The sequence below is a fragment of the Acidovorax sp. IB03 genome (genome assembly GCF_016406015.1).
Taxonomy (GTDB): domain Bacteria; phylum Pseudomonadota; class Gammaproteobacteria; order Burkholderiales; family Burkholderiaceae_C; genus Acidovorax; species Acidovorax temperans.
On sequence record NZ_JAEFCH010000003.1, the window covers coordinates 169,606 to 190,478 of the forward strand.

Genomic DNA, 20,873 nt, shown 5'->3' on the forward strand with positions numbered 1-20,873 from the left:
GCCGCGCCACCCCGGCAGCGGTGGGCGAAACGTACGCCGCGCCTTCAGCGCCCCTTGGCCTGTTGCAATTTGGCAAACGCCGAGGCCATGGCCGATTGCTGCGCGGGCTCTGGCGCCCGGCGCTGGGGCTGCTGGTAGCCGCGCCCTGCGCCTTCAAAGCGGTTGTCGCGCGGGCCGCGGTCGCCCGACGGACGCGGGGCAGCATCGAGCTTCATCGACAGGCCGATGCGCTTGCGCTCCACATCCACTTCCATGACCTTGACGCGAACGATGTCGCCGGTCTTGACCACTTCACGGGCGTCGTTCACAAACTTGTGCGCGAGCTGGCTCACGTGGACCAGGCCATCCTGGTGCACACCCAGGTCCACAAACGCGCCAAACTGGGCCACGTTGCTCACGGTACCTTCCAGAATCATCCCTTCCTTCAGGTCCTTGATGTCTTCCACGCCGTCGTTGAAGCGGGCCACCTTGAAGTCGGGACGCGGGTCGCGGCCGGGCTTTTCCAGCTCGCCCAGAATGTCCTTGACGGTGATGACGCCAAACTTCTCGTTGGCGAACAGCTCGGGCTTCAGGGTCTTGAGCATGTCAGCCCGGCCCATCAGCTCGGCCACGGGCTTGCCCGTCTTTTCCATGATCTGCTCGACCACGGGGTAGGTTTCGGGGTGCACCCCGGTCATGTCGAGCGGGTTGTCACCGCCACGAATGCGCAAAAAGCCCGCGCTCTGCTCAAAAGTTTTGGCGCCCAGGCCGGCCACGTCCATCAGCTGCTTGCGGTTTTTGAACGCACCATTGGCCTCGCGCCAGCGCACCACGGCCTTGGCCACGCTGGCCGACAGGCCCGACACGCGGGAGAGCAGCGGCACGCTGGCCGTGTTCAGGTCCACACCCACCGAGTTCACGCAGTCTTCCACCACCGTGCCCAGGGTGCGGGCCAGCTCGCTCTGGTTCACATCGTGCTGGTACTGGCCCACGCCAATGCTTTTGGGGTCGATCTTCACCAGCTCGGCCAGCGGGTCTTGCAGACGGCGGGCGATGGAGGCCGCGCCGCGCAGGCTCACGTCCACATCGGGCATTTCCTGGCTGGCGTATTCGCTGGCGGAATAAACCGAGGCACCCGCCTCGCTCACCACCACTTTCTCAATGGCGCGGTCGGCCTTGGCGGCCATCTTGATCAGGTCAGCGGCCAGCTTGTCGGTTTCGCGGCTGGCCGTGCCGTTGCCAATGGCAATCAGGTTCACGCCGTGCTTTTCGCACAGCTTGGCCAGCGTGAACAGCGAGCCATCCCAGTCGCGTTTGGGCTCGTGCGGGTACACCGTGGCGGTGTCCACCAGCTTGCCGGTGGCATCCACCACCGCCACTTTCACGCCGGTGCGAATGCCGGGGTCCAGGCCCATCACCACGCGCGGGCCGGCGGGTGCGGCCAGCAGCAGGTCACGCAGGTTGTCGGCAAACACCTTGATGGCGACTTTTTCGGCCTCGTCGCGCAGGCGGGTGAACAGATCGCGCTCGGTGGATAGGCTCAGCTTCACGCGCCAGGTCCAGGCCACGCACTTGCGGATCAGGTCATCGGCCTTGCGGCCCTGGTGGCTCCAGCCCAGGTGCAGTGCAATCTTGCCTTCGGCAAGGCTGGGCTTGCCGGGTTCTGGCTCCACCGGTTGCACCAGCTTGGCTTCCAGAATCTCCAGACCACGACCGCGGAACACGGCCAGCGCCCGGTGCGAAGGCACGCGGCCAATGGGCTCGTCGTATTCAAAATAGTCACGGAATTTGGAAACTTCGGGGTCGTTCTCGTTCTTGCCCTCCACCTTTTTGGAGCGCAGCAGGCCTTCGGCCCACAGCCACTCGCGCAGGTTTTGCACCAGGGCGGCGTCTTCAGCCCAGCGCTCGCTCAAGATGTCGCGCACGCCGTCCAGCACGGCAGGCACGGTCGAGAAATCGGCGCCGGTCTTGCCGTCGTCCAGCACCTCGGGTGGGCGGATGAAGGCTACTGCCTCTGCGGCGGGGTCGAGCGTGGGGTCGGCAAACAGCTTGTCGGCCAGCGGCTCGATGCCGAATTCGCGGGCCATCTGGCCTTTGGTGCGGCGCTTTTGCTTGAAGGGCAGGTAGATGTCTTCCAGCTCCTGCTTGGTGGGCGCGGCAGCAATGGCGGCGCGCAGGGCATCGGTCAGCTTGCCTTGCTCATCAATGCTCTTGAGCACCGCAGCGCGGCGCTCGTCCAGTTCGCGCAGGTACGACAGGCGGGCTTCCAGTTCGCGCAGCTGGATATCGTCCAGGCCGCCAGTCACTTCCTTGCGGTAGCGCGCGATGAAGGGCACCGTGGCACCACCGTCCAGCAACTCGACGGCAGCGCGGACCTGCTGCTCCCCTACTTTGATTTCTGCGGCCAGTTGCCGAATGATCTGCTGCATGTGTGGGCAAACTCTCTGATACTCAAACGAACAAAACGCGAAGCGCGGGAGTTTGCCACAGGCCTGAGCGGGGCTAACATCCCCACCCCTTCCCCCCGTTGTTGACTGCTTTGCCTTTGCAAGACGACCTGTTTGGCGCACCGCCCGCCCCACCTGCGCCGCCGCCTGCCTCTGGCCCCGCCGACGCCGCCCCCGCCAAGCGCGGCCAGGGGCTGAAGGTGCGCCCGGCACCGCAGGATGATGCGCTGCATGCCTTGGCCCAGGCGCTGCCGCCGCAGTTGCGCATGGGTACGTCGTCGTGGACTTACCCGGCCTGGAATGGTCTGGTGTGGGATGCCGTATACGAGGCACCGCAGTTGTCCAAGCAAGGTTTGGCGGCCTATGCAGCCCACCCTCTGCTGCGCACGGTGAGCCTGGACCGCAACTTTTACCGGCCGCTCACCGTCAGCCAATACCAGCGCTACGCCGAGCAGGTGCCCGAGGACTTCCGCTTTGTGGTCAAAGCCCCCAGCCTGGTGACAGACGCGCTGGTGCGCACCGAAGACGGCCGGGGCCGCGAGCCCAACCCCGCGTTTCTGAACCCCGAACTGGCGCTGCGCGAATTTGTAGAGCCTGCACTGGAAGGCCTGGGCAGCAAAGTCGGCGCACTGGTGTTCCAGATCAGCCCCTTGCCGATGGCGCTGCTGGACCGCATGCCGCAGGTGCTGGAGCAGCTGCGCACGCTGCTGCAGGCCCTGCCAGCCCTGGCCAGCCGGGCACCTGATGGGGTGATTGCCGTGGAGGTGCGCGACCCAGAGTGGCTCACGCCCGAATTTGCTGCCGTGCTGCGCAACGCCGGCGCCACCTACTGCCTGGGTCTGCATCCCAAGCTGCCACCACTGGCAGACCAATTGCCGCTGCTGCGGGCGCTGTGGCCCACGCCCCTGGTGTGCCGCTGGAACCTGAACGAAGTGCACGGCCCCTACGGCTACGAAGACGCGGAAAAGCGCTACGCCCCCTACGACCGGCTGCACGACCTGGACCCCGCCACACAAGAAGCCCTGGCCAAGGTGATCGTTGGCATCACCGGCAGGGGCCAGAACGCCTACGTCACCATCAGCAACCACGCCGAGGGCTGCGCCCCCTTGACCGTGCAGCGGCTGGCGGAGCATGTGCGAGCGCTGCACACATCAGATGGCCCAGGCCCTGGCACGGCTTCTGGATAAGAGCTTTTTTGGCCTCTAGCGCTTATCTATCAAGCGCTAGCAGCTATTAACTTAATAGCAAAAGCATTGACACTCAGCGCCCCAGTTGCAGCGCCTGCCCTGGCTCCTGCCCCAGCTTGAACTGGGCCACGGCCTCCACCATCTGCTCGGCCTGGGTGCGCAGGCTGCTGGCGGCGGCAGCCATTTCTTCCACCAAAGCCGCGTTTTGCTAGGTGGCCTGGTCGAGCTGCGTGACGGCCTGCCCCACCTGACCCACCCCGGCGCTTTGCTCGCCCGTGGCGGCGCTGATTTCCGAGACGATGTCGGCCACGCGCTGGATGGCGCTGACCACCTCGCCCATGGTGGTGCCCGCCTTGTCAGCCAGCACCGAGCCCTCTTGCACCATGGCGCTGCTGGCGCCAATCAGCTCCTTGATGGCCTTGGCCTCGGTTGCCGTGCGCTGCGCCAGGTTGCGCACCTCGCTGGCCACCACGGCAAAGCCTCGGCCTTGCTCGCCCGCGCGGGCGGCTTCCACGGCGGCGTTCAAGGCCAGGATGTTGGTCTGAAACGCGATGCCGTCGATCACGCCAATGATGTCGGCAATCTTCTGGCTGCTGCCATTGATGTTGTGCATGGTGCTGACCACCTGCGCCACCACGTCGCCACCTTGCGCGGCCACCTGGCTGGCGCTGGCCGCCAGGCGGCTGGCTTGCGAGGCGTTGTCGGCGTTGTGGCGAATGGTGGAGCCCAGCTCCTCCATGCTGGCAGCCGTTTCCTCCAGCGAGCTGGCCTGGGTTTCGGTGCGGGCCGAGAGGTCTTGGTTGCCCTGGGCGATCTCGTAACTGGCGGACGACACGCTTTCGGCACTGCGGCGCACCGTGCCCAGGCTTTGCGCCAGGCGCTGGCGAAAACCTTCCATGGCCTGGCCCAAGGCGCCAATCTCGTCGTTGGATCGGATGTCCACCGACCGCGTCAAGTCGCCTTGCGACAGGAACCCCAGCGCGGCGCTGAGCTGCTGCACCGGCTTGCCCACCAGTCGGCGCGTGGCATAGACCAGCACCACCGTCAGGATGACCAGCGCGGCCAGCACGCCCACCCACAGCCAGATCAGCACGGCGCGGGCGCTCATCATCATTTCAGACAGGGGCGCCTCGGCCACGATCACCCAGTTCCAGGGCTTGTAGCGTTGGGTGGCCACAAACTGGCGCTGCTGCGCGCCAGCGCCCAGGCGGGGCGACCAGGCCACTTCCAACTCACCGGTCTGGTCTTTCTCGGTCAGCTTGGCCAGCCAGGCTTTGCCGTCTTCGGTTTTTTCATCCACCACCAGGGCACTGGCCAGGCCCGATGTGCGCCCCCGCGCAGGGCCGGTGGACACGTTCACCGCATACACCGCGCCGGTTTCAAACAGCTTTTGCGAGCCCATGACCTGGGCCAGCTTGCCCAGGATCGCGCCCATGTCGGTGCCGATGAACAGAATGCCAATCGTGCGGTTGCCCTCGCGAATGGGCTCTTACACCGTCATGTATTCCTTGCCAAACAGGCTGGCGCGGCCGATGTACGTCTTGCCCTCCTGCATCAGCGAATAGGCGGGGTGGTTGCGGTCCAGCAAGGATTTGTAGGCGCGCTCGCCATCCTGCTTTTTGAGGTATGTGGTCACGCGGATGAAGTCACCACCCGTGCGCGCAAAAATGGTGGCAATGGCGCCCGCACTGTCTTTGGTGAAGCGATCCACCCCCTCGAAGTTGCCGTTCAGGGGCACCCCCTGAAAATTCAGCACGGCTTCGGGCTTGCCGTCCGCACCGGGCTGCTCTTGCACACTGAAGTCACCCGAAAAGCGCGACTTGAACAGCACAAAGTCCCGCTTGGCCTGCTCTTGGGCGGTTTCATCAAAGCTCTGCACCAGGGTGCGCATCTGGGTCGCATATTGGTGGGCATCGTCGCGCGATACCGCACCAAAGTCCCGCCAGATAAACAGACTCACCAGGGTCATGGTGGTGAGCAAGACCAACAACAGGCTCACCAACGCCGCCAAGGAAAGTTTGAAAGCGACGGAGCGCTGGGATACGGTAAACATGGCCATCCTTGATGAATATGTTTTTATCAAATTTATTACCAAATCCATCAATTTCAATAAATACCTACACGATGATTCAAGAAAATGACTTGATCGTGCTCAAAAGATTGTTTGATTATATTTTTTACAAGAAAAACAATTGGTAGTAACCCGACAATTCACAATGATTAACAACCAGTGTTCAGTCCTCTGCACTCAGGCAGCGGATGAATCCCGGTGCTATGCTTTTTGGGCTTTCCTGCTCGCCCCCTCCCAGGCACCCTTGACGCTTTGAGCCCCCCTCGCCCCACCGAAACTCCCCTGCCCATGCGCGATGGCGTGAGCCCCAGTTGCGTGGTGCTGCCCGCGCACCATGCCGCCCCATTGCTCGACAGGCTGGCCGCCCACCTGCCTGTGGTGGGCCGCGATGAATGGCTGGCGCGCATGCTGGCGGGTGATGTGGTGGATGCGCAGGGCCAGCCTGCGCGCCCCGAGCAGGTGGTCAAAGGCAGCGTGCGCCTCTTCTATTACCGCCATCTGCCGGGCGAGCCTGAACTGCCCTTTGAACACGAGGTGCTGTACCAGGACGAGCACCTGCTGGTGGCTGACAAGCCGCATTTCATGCCCGTCACGCCCACGGGGCGCTATGTGCAGCAGTCGCTGTTGGTGCGGCTGAAGCGGCAACTGGGTCTGCCGGATCTATCGCCCCTGCACCGCATCGACCGCGATACGGCGGGGCTGGTGTTGTTCTCGGTTCAGCCGCGCACGCGGGGCGCTTACCAGGCCTTGTTCAGAGAGCGCAGCATGGCCAAGGCCTACGATGCCGTGGCGCCCTGGAATGCCGACATCGCGTTTCCGCGGGAACACCGCAGCCGCATGGAGGAATCGCCCCAGTTCTTTCGCATGCAAGAGGTGCCCGGCGAGCCCAACAGCCACACGCACATGGTCGTGCAGGCCGTGCAAGGCCTCTGGGCGCTGTACCGACTGGAGCCCATCAGCGGCAAGCGCCACCAGTTGCGCGTGCACATGGCCGCGCTGGGCCTGCCGCTGCGCAACGACCCGTTCTACCCCGAGGTGAACGACCCGCCCGAAGGCGACTATTCGCGCCCTTTGCAGTTGCTGGCCCGGTCGCTGCGCTTTACCGATCCGCTGACCGGGCAGGAACGCCACTTTGAAAGCCGACTGCGCCTGCAGTGGCCCGTGGTGGAAACCCCGCCCAAGTCTGCAGCGACATAGACCTACAATCCAACCCGCATTGGATGGCCTCCGGCCGCCAATGCCTGCTAGGGGTGTCTGCAGCGCAAGCCGCAGGCTGAGAGAGTCCCTTTGAACCTGATTGCGCCCCTGTCACCAAGACCGGGGCCCGAGATCATCCTCGCGCAGGGAAGCCGTTACGCCGCAGCCATGCCCGCACCGGGCAGCGCCAGGGCGGGCGTTGCCGCCTTGCGCTGTTGTTATCTGATTGAACAGACCGCTGCGGAGCTTTTGCATGACGTCACCCCACAACCCTGCCCCATCGGCAGCCCAACCATCGGCAGTCAACGAGGCCCTGGTGCCCGTGCCTGCCGAGCGCCGCGTCTTCCAGTGGCACGACCACGCCTCGCTGTGGTTCAGCCTGGGCGTGGGCCTGCTGGTGATGCAGGTCGGCGCCTACCTGATGCCTGCGCTGGGCACCCAGGAGGCCTTGTGGGCAATTGTGGCGGGCTCGTTGCTGGGCGCCGGGCTGCTGGGCTGGGTGGCCAAGCTGGGCTGCGACAGCGGCCTGGCCAGCGCGGGGCTGATGCATGCGGTGTATGGCCGGGGCTTTGCCAGCCTGCCCATCGTGCTGAACATCGTCCAACTGGTGGGCTGGGGCACGTTTGAGCTGGTGGTGATGCGCGATGCCACCGTGGCCATTGGGCAGCAATCTGGCGGCCTGCAAGGGGCCCAGTGGCCCGTACTGGCCACGCTGCTGTGGGGCGGCGTGGTGATGCTGCTCATCAGCGGGTCGATGGTGCAACTGGTGCGCAAGCTGATCGCCCGCGTGGCTCTGCCCCTGGTGGTGCTGTCGCTGCTGTGGCTAAGCTGGCAGTTTGTATCTCTGGCGCAGGCCCAGGGCCTGAGCGCGCTGTGGAACCGGCAAGGCGCTGGCGGCATGGGCGTGCTGCCCGCGCTCGACCTGGTGATTGCCATGCCCATTTCCTGGCTGCCGCTGGTGGCCGACTACGCCCGCCACGGCAAGAGCGGCGGCTCTGCGCTGCGCGGCACCTGGCTGGGCTATGCGCTGGCCAACATGTGGTGCTACAGCCTGGGCGTGCTGGTGGCGTTGACGTTGCCTTCCACCGACCTGGTGCAGGCGCTGCTGCTGGCGCAGGGCGGGCTGATTGCGCTGTCGCTGATCCTGATCGACGAGGTGGACAACGCCTATGGCGATGCGTATTCTGGCGCAGTGTCGGCCCACAGCCTGCTGCCGCGCTGGAGCATTCGCCGCTGGGGGCTGGCAGTGGCCGCCCTGTGCACGGGCCTGGCCCTGGTGCTGCCCATGCACAGCCTGGAGCCCTTCCTGCTGCTGCTCAGCTCGGTGTTCGTGCCGCTCTTCGGCGTGATCCTGGGCCGCCTGGCCTTTGGCACCCATGCCCCCACGCTGCTGGCACAGGCCCGGGTGGTGAACGCCTTGCCCGTCGCCCTGTGGCTGGCGGGCATTGCGGTGTACCACCTGGCACCCAAGGTGTTGCCGGGCGCTGGATCGGCCTTGCCAGCACTGGCGTTCAGCTTTGCGCTGGCCTGGGCCACCCGGCCCAAGGCGCGCTGATTGCTATCAAAATATGAGCTGTCAGCGCTTTATTGATAAGCGCTCGCGGCCAAAATGATTAAGAATTCTCAAACACCCGCTGCGCGATGGGTGCGTAGCCGTGGTTCAGCGGCCCATGGCCGCGCCCCGTGGTCACATCGGCCCCGGCGGCAATTGCGCCCAGGATGTAGCTGCGGGCTTGCTCCACCGCCTGCTGCAGCGGCAGCCCCAGCGCCAGGTGGGCCGCAATGGCCGACGACAGCGTGCACCCCGTGCCATGCCCGTTGTGCGTGGCAATGCGCTGCGACTGTAGTTTGTGCCCCCGCGGTGCACCGGGCATCGACAGCACATCCACCACCCAATCGCCGGACAAGTGCCCGCCCTTGAGCAGCACCGCCTGCGCGCCCATGGCACGCAGGTCTTGCGCGGCGGCTTCCAGGGCATCGGCGTCTTGCAGGCTGCGGCCCAGCAGCCAGCCCGCTTCGTCCAGGTTAGGCGTGATCACCTCGGCCAAAGGGAACAGCTCACTCACCAGCACGCCCACAGTCTCCTGCGCAATCAGTCGGTCGCCACTGGTGGCCACCATCACCGGGTCCAGCACCACATGGGGCAACTGGTAGGCACGAATGGCATCGGCCACCACACGCACCACGTCGGGCGAATGCAGCATGCCGATCTTGACCGCATCCACGCCAATGTCTTGCACCACAGCGTCGATCTGGGCCTTGAGCATGTCGGGCGGCACGCCGTGGATGCCCGTGACGCCGCAGGTGTTTTGCGCGGTGACGGCGGTGATGGCCGTCATGCCGTAGCAGCCCAGGGCGCTGAAGGTTTTGAGATCGGCCTGGATGCCTGCGCCGCCGCCGCTGTCTGAGCCGGCAATCGACAACACGCGTGCGTAACGGGATGACACGCGCGCGTCACTGGGCAACACGCGTGCGTGTGGACGGCCCGCGTGGGGCCCTGTAGAAGAGGAAGTCATGGCAAAAATTATGGCCTATGCGCCAGGTCAAGCCGCGCCAAAAGGGGATGTGCTGTAATTGTTTTTTCCGGACGAAACAGGGGTGTCCCGCCGCTTCAACGGTGTGCGACTGAGAAATACCCTGGGGCCCGCAGCCACGCTGCATTGCGCCCCGCTACCCGATCCAGGTCATGCTGGCGTGGGGAGTTTCCACCAACGGCGCTGCGCCCTCCGTTTTGTCCACTGTTGCCTTTCTACAGACGGACGCCAGACGGACCCCTATGTCACTTTCCCCTTCATCCTTTGCAATTCTGGGCGCCGGCCTCATGGGCCGCCTGCTCGCCGTAGAGCTGGCACGCCAGGGCCACCGGGTTGAGATTTACGACGCAGGCAGCCCCCAGGCAGAGCAATCGGCAGCCAACGTTGCTGCGGCCATGCTGGCACCGCTGGCCGAATCCGCCATCACCGAGCCGGGCGTGGTGCGCATGGGCCACTACGCGCTGCCGCGCTGGCAGCAGTTGATTGCGTCGCTGACCGAGCCAGTATTCTTTCAGCAGGCGGGCACCTTGATCGTCTGGCACCGCCAAGATGCCGCGGAGGCCCAACGCTTTACGCGCGTGCTGGAAGCCAACCAGCAAACCACCCCGGAACTGCCGCCACTGCAAAAGCTGGACAGCGCTGCTCTGGCGCAAGCAGAGCCCACGCTGGCAGAGCGCTTCAACCACGGCCTGTATCTGCCCGGCGAAGGCCAGCTGGACAACCGCCAGTTGCTGAACAGCCTGCTCGCCGAAATGACACGGCTGGGTGTGCAGATGCACTGGAATGCGCCCCGCACGCCCGAGGCCTTTGCACCGGGCACGCCAGGGCAACCCGACTGGGTGCTGGACTGCCGAGGCCTGGGCGCTCGCCAGGACTGGAAAGACCTGCGCGGTGTGCGAGGCGAGGTGGTGCGCCTGTACGCACCCGATGTCACCCTGCAACGCCCTACCCGCCTGGTGCACCCCCGCTACCCCATCTACCTGGCGCCCAAGCAAGACCATGTGTTTGTGATTGGCGCCACCGAGATCGAGTCCGACGACCTGTCGCCCGCCAGCGTGCGATCGACGCTGGAGCTGCTGAGCGCAGCGTATGCCGTGCACCCTGGCTTTGCCGAGGCGCGCATTCTCGAAATTCGCACCCAGTGCCGCCCCACCCTGCCCGACAACCTGCCCGCCATTCGCCAGCCCCAGCCGCGCGTGCTGGAGGTCAATGGCATGTACCGGCACGGCTTCATGATTTCTCCGGCAATGCTGGACGTCACCCTGGAAATTCTGAACACAGGACAATCGCAGCTTTCAAAACGATTTGATCTGCGGCTTGAACTGCTGGGGCAACCGGCCCCCGCCGTTCAGGCAGCCAGCGCATTGGCATGAAGATTTTCATCAACAACCATCCTTACGAACTGCCGGAAGGCGCCACCGTGACCGATGCCGTGGCCGCCATCCAGGCCCGGCCGCCCTTCGCTGTCGCTGTCAACACCAGCTTTGTGCCCAACACGCGCTACGCAGCACACGCTTTGCAGCCGGGCGACCGCGTAGAAATCATCTCCCCTGTGACGGGCGGCTGACGCCCCAACAACCCATGACCGCTCATACCCATCCAGATTCGCTGGTCCTTTACGGCCACACCTTCGCCAGCCGCCTGCTGCTGGGCACCTCCCGGTACCCCTCGCCTGCTGTGCTTGAGGCCGCCGTCGAACGCGCCCAGCCCGCCATGGTCACCGCCTCGCTGCGCCGCCAGGGCAGCAACCCAGCCGAAAGTGGCGCCAGCTTCTGGGAGCTGCTGCGCAAGCTCAATGTGCCCGTGCTTCCCAATACCGCGGGCTGCCACAGCGCCCAGGAAGCCATCACCACCGCCCAGATGGCCCGCGAGGTGTTCAACACCCCGTGGATCAAGCTGGAACTGATCGGCGACGACTACACCCTGCAGCCCGACACGCTGAACCTGGTGAGCACGGCCGAGCACCTCATCAAAGAAGGCTTTCAGGTGCTGCCCTATTGCACCGAAGACCTGGTGCTGTGCCAACGCCTGGTCGATGTCGGCTGCCAGGCCGTCATGCCCTGGGCTGCACCCATTGGCACCGGTCGCGGCCCAGTGAACCCCTACGCGCTGCAAACCTTGCGTGAGCGGCTGAGCGTGCCACTGCTGGTGGATGCAGGCCTGGGCCTGCCCTCGCACGCTTGCCAGGTCATGGAATGGGGCTACGACGGCGTGCTGCTGAACACGGCCGTGGCCCTGGCGCAAGACCCCGTGGCCATGGCCGGCGCCTTTGCCGATGCCGTGCAGGCTGGCCGGGCCGCCTACCGTGCAGGCGCGATGACCGCACAAGACTCCGCCCAGCCCAGCACCCCAGTGCTGGGCACGCCCTTCTGGCACCACGACCAACATGCTTGATGCCACCACGGCCGCCATGGCCCAATCCATCCAGAGCTTGCACGCAGCAAAGTTTGCGGGGTTTGAACCGCTGCAGCCCCCAGAGCCCACAGGTAACGATCCTGTGTACCTGGCCGCTTTGCACGCCTGCAGCCAGCTAGGCTTCATCGCCCACGACGCAGAGTGCCTTGCCCGTGCCTGGCTTGCTCAATCCACGCGCACCGGTCAGTTCGACGCAGCACTCTGGCCCAGTGACCCACGCGACTATGGCTTGCAAACTACACCACGGACCAGTGCCTTTGTCACCTGCCCCCAGGCACTCGGCTTGTATGCCGTGTTGCCCAATGCCGACTGGGTGGGCCGCATGGCACATGCGGGCGTGCCCACGGTACAGCTGCGCTACAAGTCGGATGACGCTGTAGCGATTGCCCAGGAAGTGCGCAAAGCCGTGGCTGCAGTGGCGGGCACCCCCGCCCTGCTGTTCATCAACGACCACTGGCGGGAAGCCATTGCCGCCAGGGCCTACGGTGTGCACCTGGGGCAGGAAGACCTGGACGCACTCACTCCCGAAGAACTGCAGACCCTGCGCGATTCAGGCCTGCGGCTGGGCGTCAGCACCCATGGGTATGCCGAGATGGTGCGCGCCGATGCAGTGGGCCCCAGCTACATCGCCATGGGCGCTGTGTTCCCTACGACGCTGAAAAAAATGGCGACGGCACCGCAAGGGCTGGGGCGGCTGGCGGCTTATGCCAAGCTCATGAAGAGCTACCCCCAAGTTGCCATCGGCGGGATAGGGCAAGAACAATTTGCCGAGGTATTGGCCACCGGGGTCGGCTCCATCGCGGTAGTGCGCGCCTTGGTCAATGCCGACCAGCCTGAAGAAGCTGCAGCGAGCCTGATGGCGGCAATGCGAGGTTGAGTGACCTGCGGGCGGGGTTGTTGATATTTCCGCCTGCGTCACCGCAAGGCTGCTGCTGCGGCATCGGAAAGCTGGGTTGCGCAACCCCTCCAACAACCCGCTCAGGGCTTCTTATCAGTGGGCTTGAGCGGCTCCAGCTCCAAGCTCAACTCCATCAGATCGTTGGAAGACCCGAACCCAATCGGTGTGCCAGGGGCGGGAGGCGGCGTTACCAGAACAGCCGGCAAATCACTGATGGTGATGGGAACGGGCTCAGACAAATCAATGTCCAGCGTGACGGAAGATTGGTACTTTGTACCTGCCGAACCAACAGCAGAAGCTGATGCAGGAGGCTGCGCTACCGGCTTGGGCTCCTGAGATGTCAGCTTGTTCTCGTCCACCGCAGCTCCCGCACGCGGTGCGGGCGGCTCAAAGCCAAACTCCAGAGCCGCTGCCAGCGAGTCCAGAGGGAAGTCTGGCGTGTGGTCCAGCGGTGTCAGCGAACTCAAGGCATGCGCGGCTGCGGCCTCAAAAGTCTGTGGATGCGGCGTGGTACGTTTGCGCGGAGGTGGTGCGCCCCGCGCACTCGATGGCGTCGTCTGCGCAATCGCCAACAGTAGCAGCAGGTCATCAAAGGCAGCCAGATCAAAGGGCGCCTTGCGCGTGTCACCGGGCCGGTAGAACATATGCTTCTCCAGCACATGGAGCACGTTGGGAGAGCTCCACTCGGCCTCGATTTCAGCCAGGGCTTCCAGGTACTGGTCCAGCGGCTTGCCCGGGCGGTCAAACGCCGAGAACTCCGGCACATGCGCATTGAAATGGCGCATGAACTGCTGGCGCAGGGCGTTGAAATCTGCAGCACGGCTCAAGGTACGGTACAGGCGCAGCAAATCCAGGTACGTCACCAGTGAGGTTTCCTCATGCTGGGCGATGTGCTGGCGCAACACCTCGACGGCCTGGTCGTGCTCGCCCACGGACACGAAAAACTCTACCTGCTGCTGAATATCGAACAGCTCTTCTGGATTGATGATGTGGTGCAGTGGTGCCTGCGCTGCTGGTGCAGCCGTGGGGGCCGGTTCAAAACCAGCGTCCTCCAGCGAGACTTCACCGGGCTCGGCCGCATTTTCTGCCGCTACCGCCTGCACCGCAGGCATGGGCGCAGCCACGGGCGGGGTCGCAGCGGGGGTCAGGGGACGACCCCAGCGGTCTGTAGGCGGTGCAACCACCTCTTCCACAGTTTCCAGATCGACCACACTTGGCTCGTCAGCCCTTCGACTGCTGACCGCCACGGCCTCACGCCATGAACGTTCGGACTTGGATGCCGCGCGGCCAGAGCGGCGCCACAACCATCCGCACAAGCCCAGGGCCACGGCCAGCGCGCCACCCAAGCCGTAGACCATCCACGAGGGAAGGCGATCAGCCTCCATCTCCTGCACCTGCCTTTGCAACTCAGCGGTCGCGGCCTGGTTGCGGCTCGCGCTGGCGCGAAACTGGGTCAATTCGGTTTCCAGCTTGCGCAGGGCTGCTTCCTGCTGCGCCAATGTCTGGGGATCCTGATTCAAGGCACGCCACAACGCAGCCGCTTGCTCCCGCTGGGGTGAAGTTTCTGATGCGGGGGCTTGTGGCAGTTCCGGCGTGGTACGCAGGGCCAGCGGCATTTCAAGCCAGGCATCCAAAGGCTCCATCACCAGCCGAGAGCGCGCAGGCTCCCGGGGCGCAGCCTGCTTGACTACCGATGGACGCGGGGAAACACGCGCTTCTTTGCGCGCCACAGCGGGCGCAGATGCCGCCTTGGTGGGCGCAGGGCGCGGAACGGTGGCGCTGCTACCCTGTGGGGCGGAATTTGAGACGGGCACATCCACCGCTGTCGGTGCTGCGATGCGCGATGGAGTGGTCACCGTCGCTTGCGGCCCAGGAACTGCAACGCTGCGCGGTGCCGTCTGCGGAGGGTCTGCAAAGAAAATGTAGGTACGGGCCACCCGGCCCGCGCAGCCCGCTGTCAGGGTGACCTGGACGATGGGCTCGTCGATCGCAACAGAAGCTTGCACACGAACGCCGGTACGTCCGCTGGTTTCTGGCAAGGGCGTGACGAAGACCTTCGATTCGCTCAATTGCGCATCGCCCGACTTCACCGTAGCAGCAACACAAGAAGAAGCCACGTCCGAGCCAGTATCTGGCTGCACATCAAAAGTGAGGTCGAGCGAACTACCCAGGACCACAGCTCCCCTGCTTGCCCCAAGGGAAAGCGCTGAAGCACCGGCTGCGATAGCCCACAGACCGGCTCCGAGGATGTTGTTACGGAGTTTCACAATTAATTTTGTTCTTGGCTCGTTGGAATCTTGCACATAAGTGGCAACGCAGGGCCGCAGCCATAATCGCGCTATGAAAATTCATTTTTCCAGCATCGCCGTGGTGGGCGCGGGGGCCATGGGCCAAGGCATAGCGCAGATTGCGACACAAGCGGGCAGTCACGTCTGGTTGCTTGATTCCAAGCCCGGCGCAGCAGACAAAGCCAGACAAGCCATCCAGCAGCAATGGGCCAAACTCGCCGCCAAAGGCCGCGTGACAGAAGAGCAAGTCCAGGCCTGGAGTCACCAGTTGCAAATTGCCAACACTTTGGCTGATCTCGGGCCTTGCCAACTGGTGATTGAGGCGGTGGTGGAGCGTCTTGAGGTCAAGCAAGCACTCTTCGCAGAGTTGGAGCGCACCCTGCCAGCCAACGTGGTGTGGGCAACCAACACTTCTTCCCTGTCTGTGACGGCCATTGCAGCCGCGCTGCAACAACCCGAACGACTGGCCGGTTTCCATTTCTTCAACCCCGTGCCGCTGATGAAGGTGGTAGAAGTGGTGGCAGGCCTCAAGACCGATCCAGCCCTGTGCCAGGCCCTCACAGCCTACGCCCGCGAAATGGGGCATACCCCCGTACAGGCGCAAGACACGCCGGGCTTCATCGTCAACCACGCCGGGCGTGGTTTTGGCACCGAGGCACTGCGCATCGTCAGCGAGGGCGTGGCCGACTTCGCCACCATCGACCGCATCCTGTGCGACCAGGTAGGTTTCAAGCTCGGGCCCTTCGAGTTGATGGACCTGACGGCACTGGACGTGTCGCACCCCGTGATGGAATCCATTTACCACCAGTCTTACGAAGAGCCGCGCTTTCGCCCCAGCGTCATCACGGCACAACGGCTGGCAGGCGGGGTACTTGGCAAGAAAGTGGGAGATGGCTTCTACCGCTACGAAAACGGTGTGGCCCAGGTGCCCGCAGAGCCGCCTGTGCCGGTGGTGCAAGACATACCGCCCGTGTGGGTCTCGCCCCGAGCGTCGCGACGCATGGAGCTGTACCAGTTGCTCAAGGACCTGGGCGCCACCATCGAGACCGGTGCATCGCCCTCACCCACTGCCATCACCTTGGTCGCCCCCCTGGGGTTTGATGTGACCACCGTGGCAGTGGTCGAACGGCTGGACCCGGCCCGCACCATTGGCATCGACATGCTGGTGGAAGAAGCCGCCACCAAGCGGCGCGTGCTGGCCACCAACCCGGCCACGCGCGTGGACATTCGCAACGCCGCGCACGCCCTGTTTGCCCGTGATGGCAAGCCCGTCAGCGTGATCCGTGACAGCGGCGGCTTTGTCACCCAGCGCGTGGTGGCCACCATCGTCAACATCGCGGCAGACATCTGCCAGCAAGGCATTTGCTCACCCAAGGACCTGGAAACCGCCGTCACCCTGGGCCTGGGCTACCCGCTGGGGCCTTTGGCCATGGGTGACCGCTGGGGTCCCACCAATATCCTGGAAGTGCTGTTCAACATGCAGACCGTGTACGGCGACACCCGTTACCGCCCCAGCCCCTGGCTGCGCCGGCGGGGCGCCATCGGCCTGAGCCTGACCCACGTCGAAGAAAGCTGAATCCATGCCCGCCCAACTGCTGAGCACCAGTGAAGGTCAGACGCTGGTACTGACCCTGAGCAACCCCGGTCTGCGCAATGCGATGGAGCCCTCCATGGGCGCGGCGTGCATCGAAGCGCTCAACGTGGCCGAGCGCAGCCCCGATGTGCGCAGCGTGGTTATCACAGGCGCGGGCGGCATGTTCTGCTCGGGTGGCAACCTGCAGCGCCTGCAGGCCAACCGCCAGCAGCCCCCCGAAGTGCAAGCCCAGAGCATTGAAGGCCTGCACCAATGGATTGAGACCATCCGCACCTACCCCAAGCCCATCATTGCGGCGGTGGAAGGCGCTGCGGCTGGCGCGGGCTTTTCGCTGGCCCTGGCCTGCGACATGGTGGTGGCGGCACGCGATGCGGTGTTTTTGATGGCCTACAGCAACGTGGCCCTGTCGCCCGACGGAGGCGCCAGTTGGAGCCTGGCACGCACCCTTCCACGTCCTCTGGCCACCGAGCTGTTGATGTGTGGCGACAAGATCACCGCCGAGCGGCTGCATGCACTGGGCCTGGTCAACCGCCTGAGCAACCCAGGCGATGCTCTGGGCACAGCGCTGCAACTGGCAGATCGCCTGAACCAACGTGCTCCCAACGCTTTGGCCAGCATCAAGGAGCTGCTGAGCGATGCCGCCCACCAAACGCTGAGCCAGCACCTCAACAGTGAACGCGATCACTTCGTCAAAAACCTGCACCACCCGAACGCGGGGGAAGGAATTGCAGCGTTTCTGGAAAAGCGCGCGCCGCGCTACGAGTGAACGCCTTCACCAGCCGCCTTCACCAGCCTGCCAAGGCTGGTGAAGGCCTGTGCCCTGCGCCCCTCTCGGCCCAGGGCATTTTTTTCGTCTGTACGTCGCAGGCTAAGCGCCCAAGACACAGACACACAGGTGACAACACTGAGCGAATAGCCCGGTCCCTCACGCGACAATGAAGCTGTTTCCAGTCACCCAAAAGACAGACCATGGACGACCCGATTCTTACCATCGAAGAACGTGAAGCGATCAATTCCGGTCGCTGGTTCTCATCCCTTTCTCCGTCATTGCGACACGACATCCTCCGATGTGCATACGTCAAACGCTTCAAGGACGGCGGCCTCATAGCCGCCCGGGGCGATCCGCCCGAGGAGTGGATTGCCTGCGCGCGCGGCGCGGTGCGGGTCAGCTCCACCTCCATCTCGGGCAAGCAGATCACGCTGACCTATGTGGAGCCGGGCATCTGGTTTGGGGACGTAGCCATCTTCGACGGAGACCGGCGCACGCACGATGCCTACGCGCACGGCGACACCACCATTCTTTGCGTGGCCAAGGCAGACTTCAAGAAAATTCTGGCCGCGCACACCGAGTTCTACGAAGCCATGCTGCGCCTGCATGCACGCCGCATTCGGCAGCTTTATGGGCTGGTGGAAGACCTCAACACCCTGCCCCTGCGGGCGCGCTTGGCCAAGCAGCTCGTGCACTTGGTGCGCAGCTATGGCATTCCCAGTTTGTCGGACGGCAGCGAGATGCGCATTGGCCTGCAACTGGCCCAGGAAGAGCTAGCGCAATTGCTGGGGGCATCGCGCCAGCGGGTGAACCAGGAACTCAAAGCCATGGAACGCGAGGATGCGATTCGCATCGAGCCGGGTGGCCTGGTGGTGCGCAACCGCGAAGCTCTGATGCGCATTGCCGAAGCAGACATCTGAAGGTTCACTACCAGTCCCCGTCGTGTTCTCCGTGCGCAAACCCTGCGCACCCCACACCTGCCGCACCTGCAGCGGCAGGCTCGCCCCTCCCATCTCACCGCATGCGGCGCGCTGCACGTCCGCAAAGCCTTGCCGCGTCTACACACCCAACCTCACATGAGCAACTTTGACCACTTCGTGGGCACACGCCCTGTGTCCGAACAACACGCCTTCGATGTTGCCGCGCTCACCAGCTGGCTCGGTCGCCACATGCCAGGCTTTGAAGGGCCCCTGACCGTCGAGATGTTCAAAGGCGGGCAGTCCAACCCCACCTACAAGCTCATCACGCCCAGCGCCAGCTACGTGATGCGTGCCAAGCCCGGCCCAGTGGCCAAGCTGCTGCCTTCGGCCCACGCCATCGAGCGCGAATTCGCCGTGATGAGCGGTCTGCAAGGCACCGATGTGCCTGTGCCCCGCATGCATGTGCTGTGCGAAGACGAATCGGTGATCGGCCGCGCCTTCTACGTGATGGAGTGCATGCAAGGCCGCGTGCTGTGGGACCAATCCTTGCCCGGGATGACGCCGACCGAGCGCGGCGCCATCTACGACGAGATGAACCGCGTGATTGCCGCGCTGCACACCGTGAAGTTTGCTGACCGGGGCCTGGCCAACTACGGCAAGCCGGGCAACTACTTCGACCGCCAAATTGGACGCTGGAGCAAGCAGTACGTCGCCTCCATCACCCAGCCCATTGAAGAGATGGACCGGCTGATGGAATGGCTGCCCGCGCACATGCCTGCCAGCGCCAGGGATGAGAGCCAAGTCTCCATCGTGCATGGCGACTTCCGGCTGGACAACCTCATGTTCCACCCCACCGAGCCCCGCGTGATTGCCGTGCTGGACTGGGAGCTGTCCACCCTGGGCCACCCCCTGGCTGACTTCAGCTACCACTGCATGAGCTGGCACATCCCGGCGGCACTGGGGCGCGGCATTGCAGGGCAAGACCTGGCCGCACTGGGCATTCCGGACGAAGACAGCTACATCCGCAGCTACTGCGAGCGCACAGGCATTGCCACGCCCGAAGCACTGCGGGCTGACTGGAACTTCTACATGGCCTACAACATGTTCCGCATCGCGGCCATCTTGCAGGGCATTGCCAAGCGGGTGGAGGCAGGCACCGCCTCCAGCGCGCAGGCCAAGGCCTCGGGCGAAACGGCCCGCCCCATGGCGCAACTGGCCTGGTCTTTTGCCCAGCGCGGCTAACCCTGCCCCACAGAACCACACGACCAATTTTTCACGGAGAACCCCATGGACTTTGACTACTCCCCCAAAACCAAAGAACTGCAGGCCAAACTGCTCCAGTTCATGGACGAGCACATCTACCCAGCCGAAGCCGACTACACGGCCGAGCTGCAGGCCAACACGGCTGCAGGAAAACGCTGGAGTGCACTGAACACCATCGAAAACCTCAAGCCCAAGGCCCAAGCCGCAGGCCTGTGGAATTTGTTTTTGCCGGTGGACAGCGCCGCCGCCTCAGGCTACACCGGCGCAGGCCTCACCAACCAGGAATATGCGCCCCTGGCAGAAATCATGGGCCGCGTGCCATGGGCCAGCGAAGTGTTCAACTGCTCGGCACCCGACACCGGCAACATGGAAACCATTGCCCGTTACGGCAGTGAAGAGAACAAGGCCCGCTGGCTCAAGCCATTGCTCGAAGGCAAGATTCGCTCTGCCTTCGCCATGACTGAACCGGCCGTGGCATCAAGCGACGCCACCAACATTGAAACCCGTATTGAACGCCAGGGAGACGAATACGTCATCAACGGCCGCAAGTGGTGGATTTCGGGCGCGGCCGACCCACGTTGCGCTGTGTTCATCACCATGGGCAAGAGCGACCCCGAGGCGCCCAAGCACTCGCAGCAAAGCATGGTGCTGGTGCCCGCTGACACCCCCGGCATCAAGATCATTCGCCCGCTCAACGTGTTTGGCTACGACGACGCACCCCACGGCCACGTGGAGATGACGTTTGAAAACGTGCGTGTGCCCGTCTCCAACATCCTGCTGGGCGAAGGCCGTGGCTTCGAGATCGCCCAAGGGCGCTTGGGCCCCGGGCGCATCCACCACTGCATGCGCCTCATTGGCTTGGCCGAGCGCGCGCTGGAGCTGATGTGCAAGCGCGCCAGCAGCCGCGTAGCCTTTGGCAAGACGGTGGCCCAGCAAACCGTGACGCAAGAGCGCATTGCCGAAGCCCGCTGCAAGATCGACATGGCCCGCCTGCTGACCCTGAAGGCCGCCTGGCTGATGGACGTGGCAGGCAATAAGGTGGCCAAGACCGAGATCGCCATGATCAAGGTGGTGGCACCCAGCATGGCCTGCCAGGTGATCGACTGGGCCATGCAGGCCCACGGCGGCGGCGGCATGTGCGACGACTTCCCCCTGGCCTACGCCTACGCCGGTGCGCGCACCCTGCGCTTTGCAGACGGCCCGGACGAAGTGCACCGCAACGCCATTGCCAAGTGGGAGCTGGGCAAGTACGGCAGCTACGGCCGCGACGCGGGCGTGCCCATCACACGCGGCGCCTAAGGCATAGGCTGC

Annotated in this window: 17 protein-coding genes, 1 pseudogene and 1 riboswitch; of the genes and pseudogenes, 13 read left to right on the top strand and 5 right to left on the bottom strand. The window is 64.3% G+C overall.

From position 1 onward, the window contains the following. Nucleotides 1–44: 44 nt before the first annotated feature. Nucleotides 45–2,408, bottom strand: a complete 2,364-nt coding sequence (locus IHV84_RS02975) for a Tex family protein (RefSeq protein WP_198845742.1) — start codon at nt 2,406–2,408, stop codon at nt 45–47. 116 nt (nt 2,409–2,524) lie between these two features. On the opposite strand from IHV84_RS02975, the gene IHV84_RS02980 reads away from it, so the two are divergent. Beyond that, nucleotides 2,525–3,613, top strand: a complete 1,089-nt coding sequence (locus IHV84_RS02980) for a DUF72 domain-containing protein (RefSeq protein WP_198845771.1) — start codon at nt 2,525–2,527, stop codon at nt 3,611–3,613. Between the two features lie 208 nt (nt 3,614–3,821). Here the strand turns inward: IHV84_RS02980 and IHV84_RS20270 are convergent, their stop codons facing one another. Both IHV84_RS20270 and IHV84_RS20275 read right to left on the bottom strand, forming a co-directional pair. Next, nucleotides 3,822–4,727 carry a methyl-accepting chemotaxis protein gene (locus IHV84_RS20270; RefSeq protein WP_370541171.1) on the bottom strand — a complete coding sequence of 302 codons (906 nt, stop codon included), beginning with the start codon at nt 4,725–4,727 and terminating at the stop codon, nt 3,822–3,824. A 36-nt stretch (nt 4,728–4,763) separates the two neighbouring features. Continuing rightward, nucleotides 4,764–5,666, bottom strand: a pseudogene (locus tag IHV84_RS20275) (Cache 3/Cache 2 fusion domain-containing protein); the annotation flags it as partial. Between IHV84_RS20275 and IHV84_RS20280 the strand changes: the two are divergent. From IHV84_RS20280 to IHV84_RS02995, 3 genes are all read left to right on the top strand, one after another. Next, the gene (locus tag IHV84_RS20280; protein WP_233099666.1) at nt 5,587–5,754 is read left to right on the top strand and encodes a hypothetical protein; all 168 of its coding nucleotides are present in this window, start codon (nt 5,587–5,589) and stop codon (nt 5,752–5,754) included. The pseudogene IHV84_RS20275 and the gene IHV84_RS20280 sit on opposite strands and share 80 nt — an antisense overlap. Nucleotides 5,755–5,972: 218 nt before the next feature. Beyond that, nucleotides 5,973–6,881, top strand: coding sequence for a pseudouridine synthase (locus IHV84_RS02990; protein WP_198845772.1), 909 nt, complete (start codon nt 5,973–5,975; stop codon nt 6,879–6,881). Nucleotides 6,882–7,134: 253 nt separating this feature from the next. Further along, nucleotides 7,135–8,436, top strand: a complete 1,302-nt coding sequence (locus tag IHV84_RS02995) for a cytosine permease (RefSeq protein ID WP_198845743.1) — start codon at nt 7,135–7,137, stop codon at nt 8,434–8,436. Between the two features lie 58 nt (nt 8,437–8,494). On the opposite strand, the gene thiD is transcribed toward IHV84_RS02995, so the two are convergent. Continuing rightward, nucleotides 8,495–9,397, bottom strand: coding sequence for a bifunctional hydroxymethylpyrimidine kinase/phosphomethylpyrimidine kinase (thiD, locus tag IHV84_RS03000; protein ID WP_198845744.1), 903 nt, complete (start codon nt 9,395–9,397; stop codon nt 8,495–8,497). Nucleotides 9,398–9,465: 68 nt separating this feature from the next. Then, nucleotides 9,466–9,599: riboswitch (TPP riboswitch) on the top strand. 58 nt (nt 9,600–9,657) lie between these two features. On the opposite strand from thiD, the gene thiO reads away from it, so the two are divergent. Genes thiO through IHV84_RS03020 form a run of 4 tightly spaced genes read left to right on the top strand, consistent with a single transcriptional unit; the run spans nt 9,658 to nt 12,707 of the window. Then, complete coding sequence (gene thiO, locus IHV84_RS03005; RefSeq protein ID WP_198845745.1) at nt 9,658–10,788, top strand: glycine oxidase ThiO; 1,131 nt, start codon at nt 9,658–9,660, stop codon at nt 10,786–10,788. Next, entirely contained in the window at nt 10,785–10,982 is a 198-nt protein-coding gene (gene thiS, locus IHV84_RS03010; protein WP_044394592.1) for a sulfur carrier protein ThiS, read from the top strand. The genes thiO and thiS overlap by 4 nt, the downstream gene beginning before the upstream one ends. A gap of 14 nt (nt 10,983–10,996) precedes the next feature. Beyond that, nucleotides 10,997–11,809, top strand: a complete 813-nt coding sequence (locus IHV84_RS03015; RefSeq protein WP_198845746.1) for a thiazole synthase — start codon at nt 10,997–10,999, stop codon at nt 11,807–11,809. Continuing rightward, a complete protein-coding gene (locus IHV84_RS03020) occupies nt 11,802–12,707 on the top strand; it encodes a thiamine phosphate synthase (protein WP_198845747.1) in 906 nt (301 codons plus the stop codon). Before IHV84_RS03015 ends, IHV84_RS03020 begins: the two co-directional genes overlap by 8 nt. A gap of 101 nt (nt 12,708–12,808) precedes the next feature. Here IHV84_RS03020 and IHV84_RS03025 read toward each other — a convergent pair whose 3' ends face one another. Further along, entirely contained in the window at nt 12,809–14,905 is a 2,097-nt protein-coding gene (locus IHV84_RS03025; protein WP_370541168.1) for a hypothetical protein, read from the bottom strand. Between the two features lie 163 nt (nt 14,906–15,068). Between IHV84_RS03025 and IHV84_RS03030 the strand changes: the two genes are divergently transcribed. From IHV84_RS03030 to IHV84_RS03050, 5 genes are all read left to right on the top strand, one after another. Continuing rightward, a complete protein-coding gene (locus IHV84_RS03030; protein WP_198845748.1) occupies nt 15,069–16,592 on the top strand; it encodes a 3-hydroxyacyl-CoA dehydrogenase in 1,524 nt (507 codons plus the stop codon). Between the two features lie 4 nt (nt 16,593–16,596). Continuing rightward, nucleotides 16,597–17,376 carry an oxepin-CoA hydrolase, alternative type gene (locus tag IHV84_RS03035; protein ID WP_198845749.1) on the top strand — a complete coding sequence of 260 codons (780 nt, stop codon included), beginning with the start codon at nt 16,597–16,599 and terminating at the stop codon, nt 17,374–17,376. A 203-nt stretch (nt 17,377–17,579) separates the two neighbouring features. After that, nucleotides 17,580–18,299 (top strand): Crp/Fnr family transcriptional regulator, encoded by a 720-nt coding sequence (locus IHV84_RS03040; RefSeq protein ID WP_044394583.1) that lies wholly within the window; start codon nt 17,580–17,582, stop codon nt 18,297–18,299. 156 nt (nt 18,300–18,455) lie between these two features. Then, nucleotides 18,456–19,541 carry a phosphotransferase gene (locus IHV84_RS03045; protein WP_142080703.1) on the top strand — a complete coding sequence of 362 codons (1,086 nt, stop codon included), beginning with the start codon at nt 18,456–18,458 and terminating at the stop codon, nt 19,539–19,541. 45 nt (nt 19,542–19,586) lie between these two features. Further along, nucleotides 19,587–20,861 carry an acyl-CoA dehydrogenase family protein gene (locus IHV84_RS03050; protein ID WP_066782766.1) on the top strand — a complete coding sequence of 425 codons (1,275 nt, stop codon included), beginning with the start codon at nt 19,587–19,589 and terminating at the stop codon, nt 20,859–20,861. The last annotated feature ends 12 nt before the right edge of the window (nt 20,862–20,873 follow it).

Bases quoted from the DNA above. Each gene is read 5' to 3' on its own strand.
- IHV84_RS02975 (WP_198845742.1), bottom strand. From the start codon at position 2,408: ATGCAGCAGATCATTCGGCAACTGGCCGCAGAAATCAAAGTAGGGGAG.
- IHV84_RS20270 (WP_370541171.1), bottom strand. From the start codon at position 4,727: ATGATGATGAGCGCCCGCGCCGTGCTGATCTGGCTGTGGGTGGGCGTG.
- IHV84_RS02990 (WP_198845772.1), top strand. From the start codon at position 5,973: ATGCGCGATGGCGTGAGCCCCAGTTGCGTGGTGCTGCCCGCGCACCAT.
- IHV84_RS02995 (WP_198845743.1), top strand. From the start codon at position 7,135: ATGACGTCACCCCACAACCCTGCCCCATCGGCAGCCCAACCATCGGCA.
- thiD (WP_198845744.1), bottom strand. From the start codon at position 9,397: ATGACTTCCTCTTCTACAGGGCCCCACGCGGGCCGTCCACACGCACGC.
- thiO (WP_198845745.1), top strand. From the start codon at position 9,658: ATGTCACTTTCCCCTTCATCCTTTGCAATTCTGGGCGCCGGCCTCATG.
- thiS (WP_044394592.1), top strand. From the start codon at position 10,785: ATGAAGATTTTCATCAACAACCATCCTTACGAACTGCCGGAAGGCGCC.
- IHV84_RS03015 (WP_198845746.1), top strand. From the start codon at position 10,997: ATGACCGCTCATACCCATCCAGATTCGCTGGTCCTTTACGGCCACACC.
- IHV84_RS03020 (WP_198845747.1), top strand. From the start codon at position 11,802: ATGCTTGATGCCACCACGGCCGCCATGGCCCAATCCATCCAGAGCTTG.
- IHV84_RS03030 (WP_198845748.1), top strand. From the start codon at position 15,069: ATGAAAATTCATTTTTCCAGCATCGCCGTGGTGGGCGCGGGGGCCATG.
- IHV84_RS03035 (WP_198845749.1), top strand. From the start codon at position 16,597: ATGCCCGCCCAACTGCTGAGCACCAGTGAAGGTCAGACGCTGGTACTG.
- IHV84_RS03040 (WP_044394583.1), top strand. From the start codon at position 17,580: ATGGACGACCCGATTCTTACCATCGAAGAACGTGAAGCGATCAATTCC.
- IHV84_RS03045 (WP_142080703.1), top strand. From the start codon at position 18,456: ATGAGCAACTTTGACCACTTCGTGGGCACACGCCCTGTGTCCGAACAA.
- IHV84_RS03050 (WP_066782766.1), top strand. From the start codon at position 19,587: ATGGACTTTGACTACTCCCCCAAAACCAAAGAACTGCAGGCCAAACTG.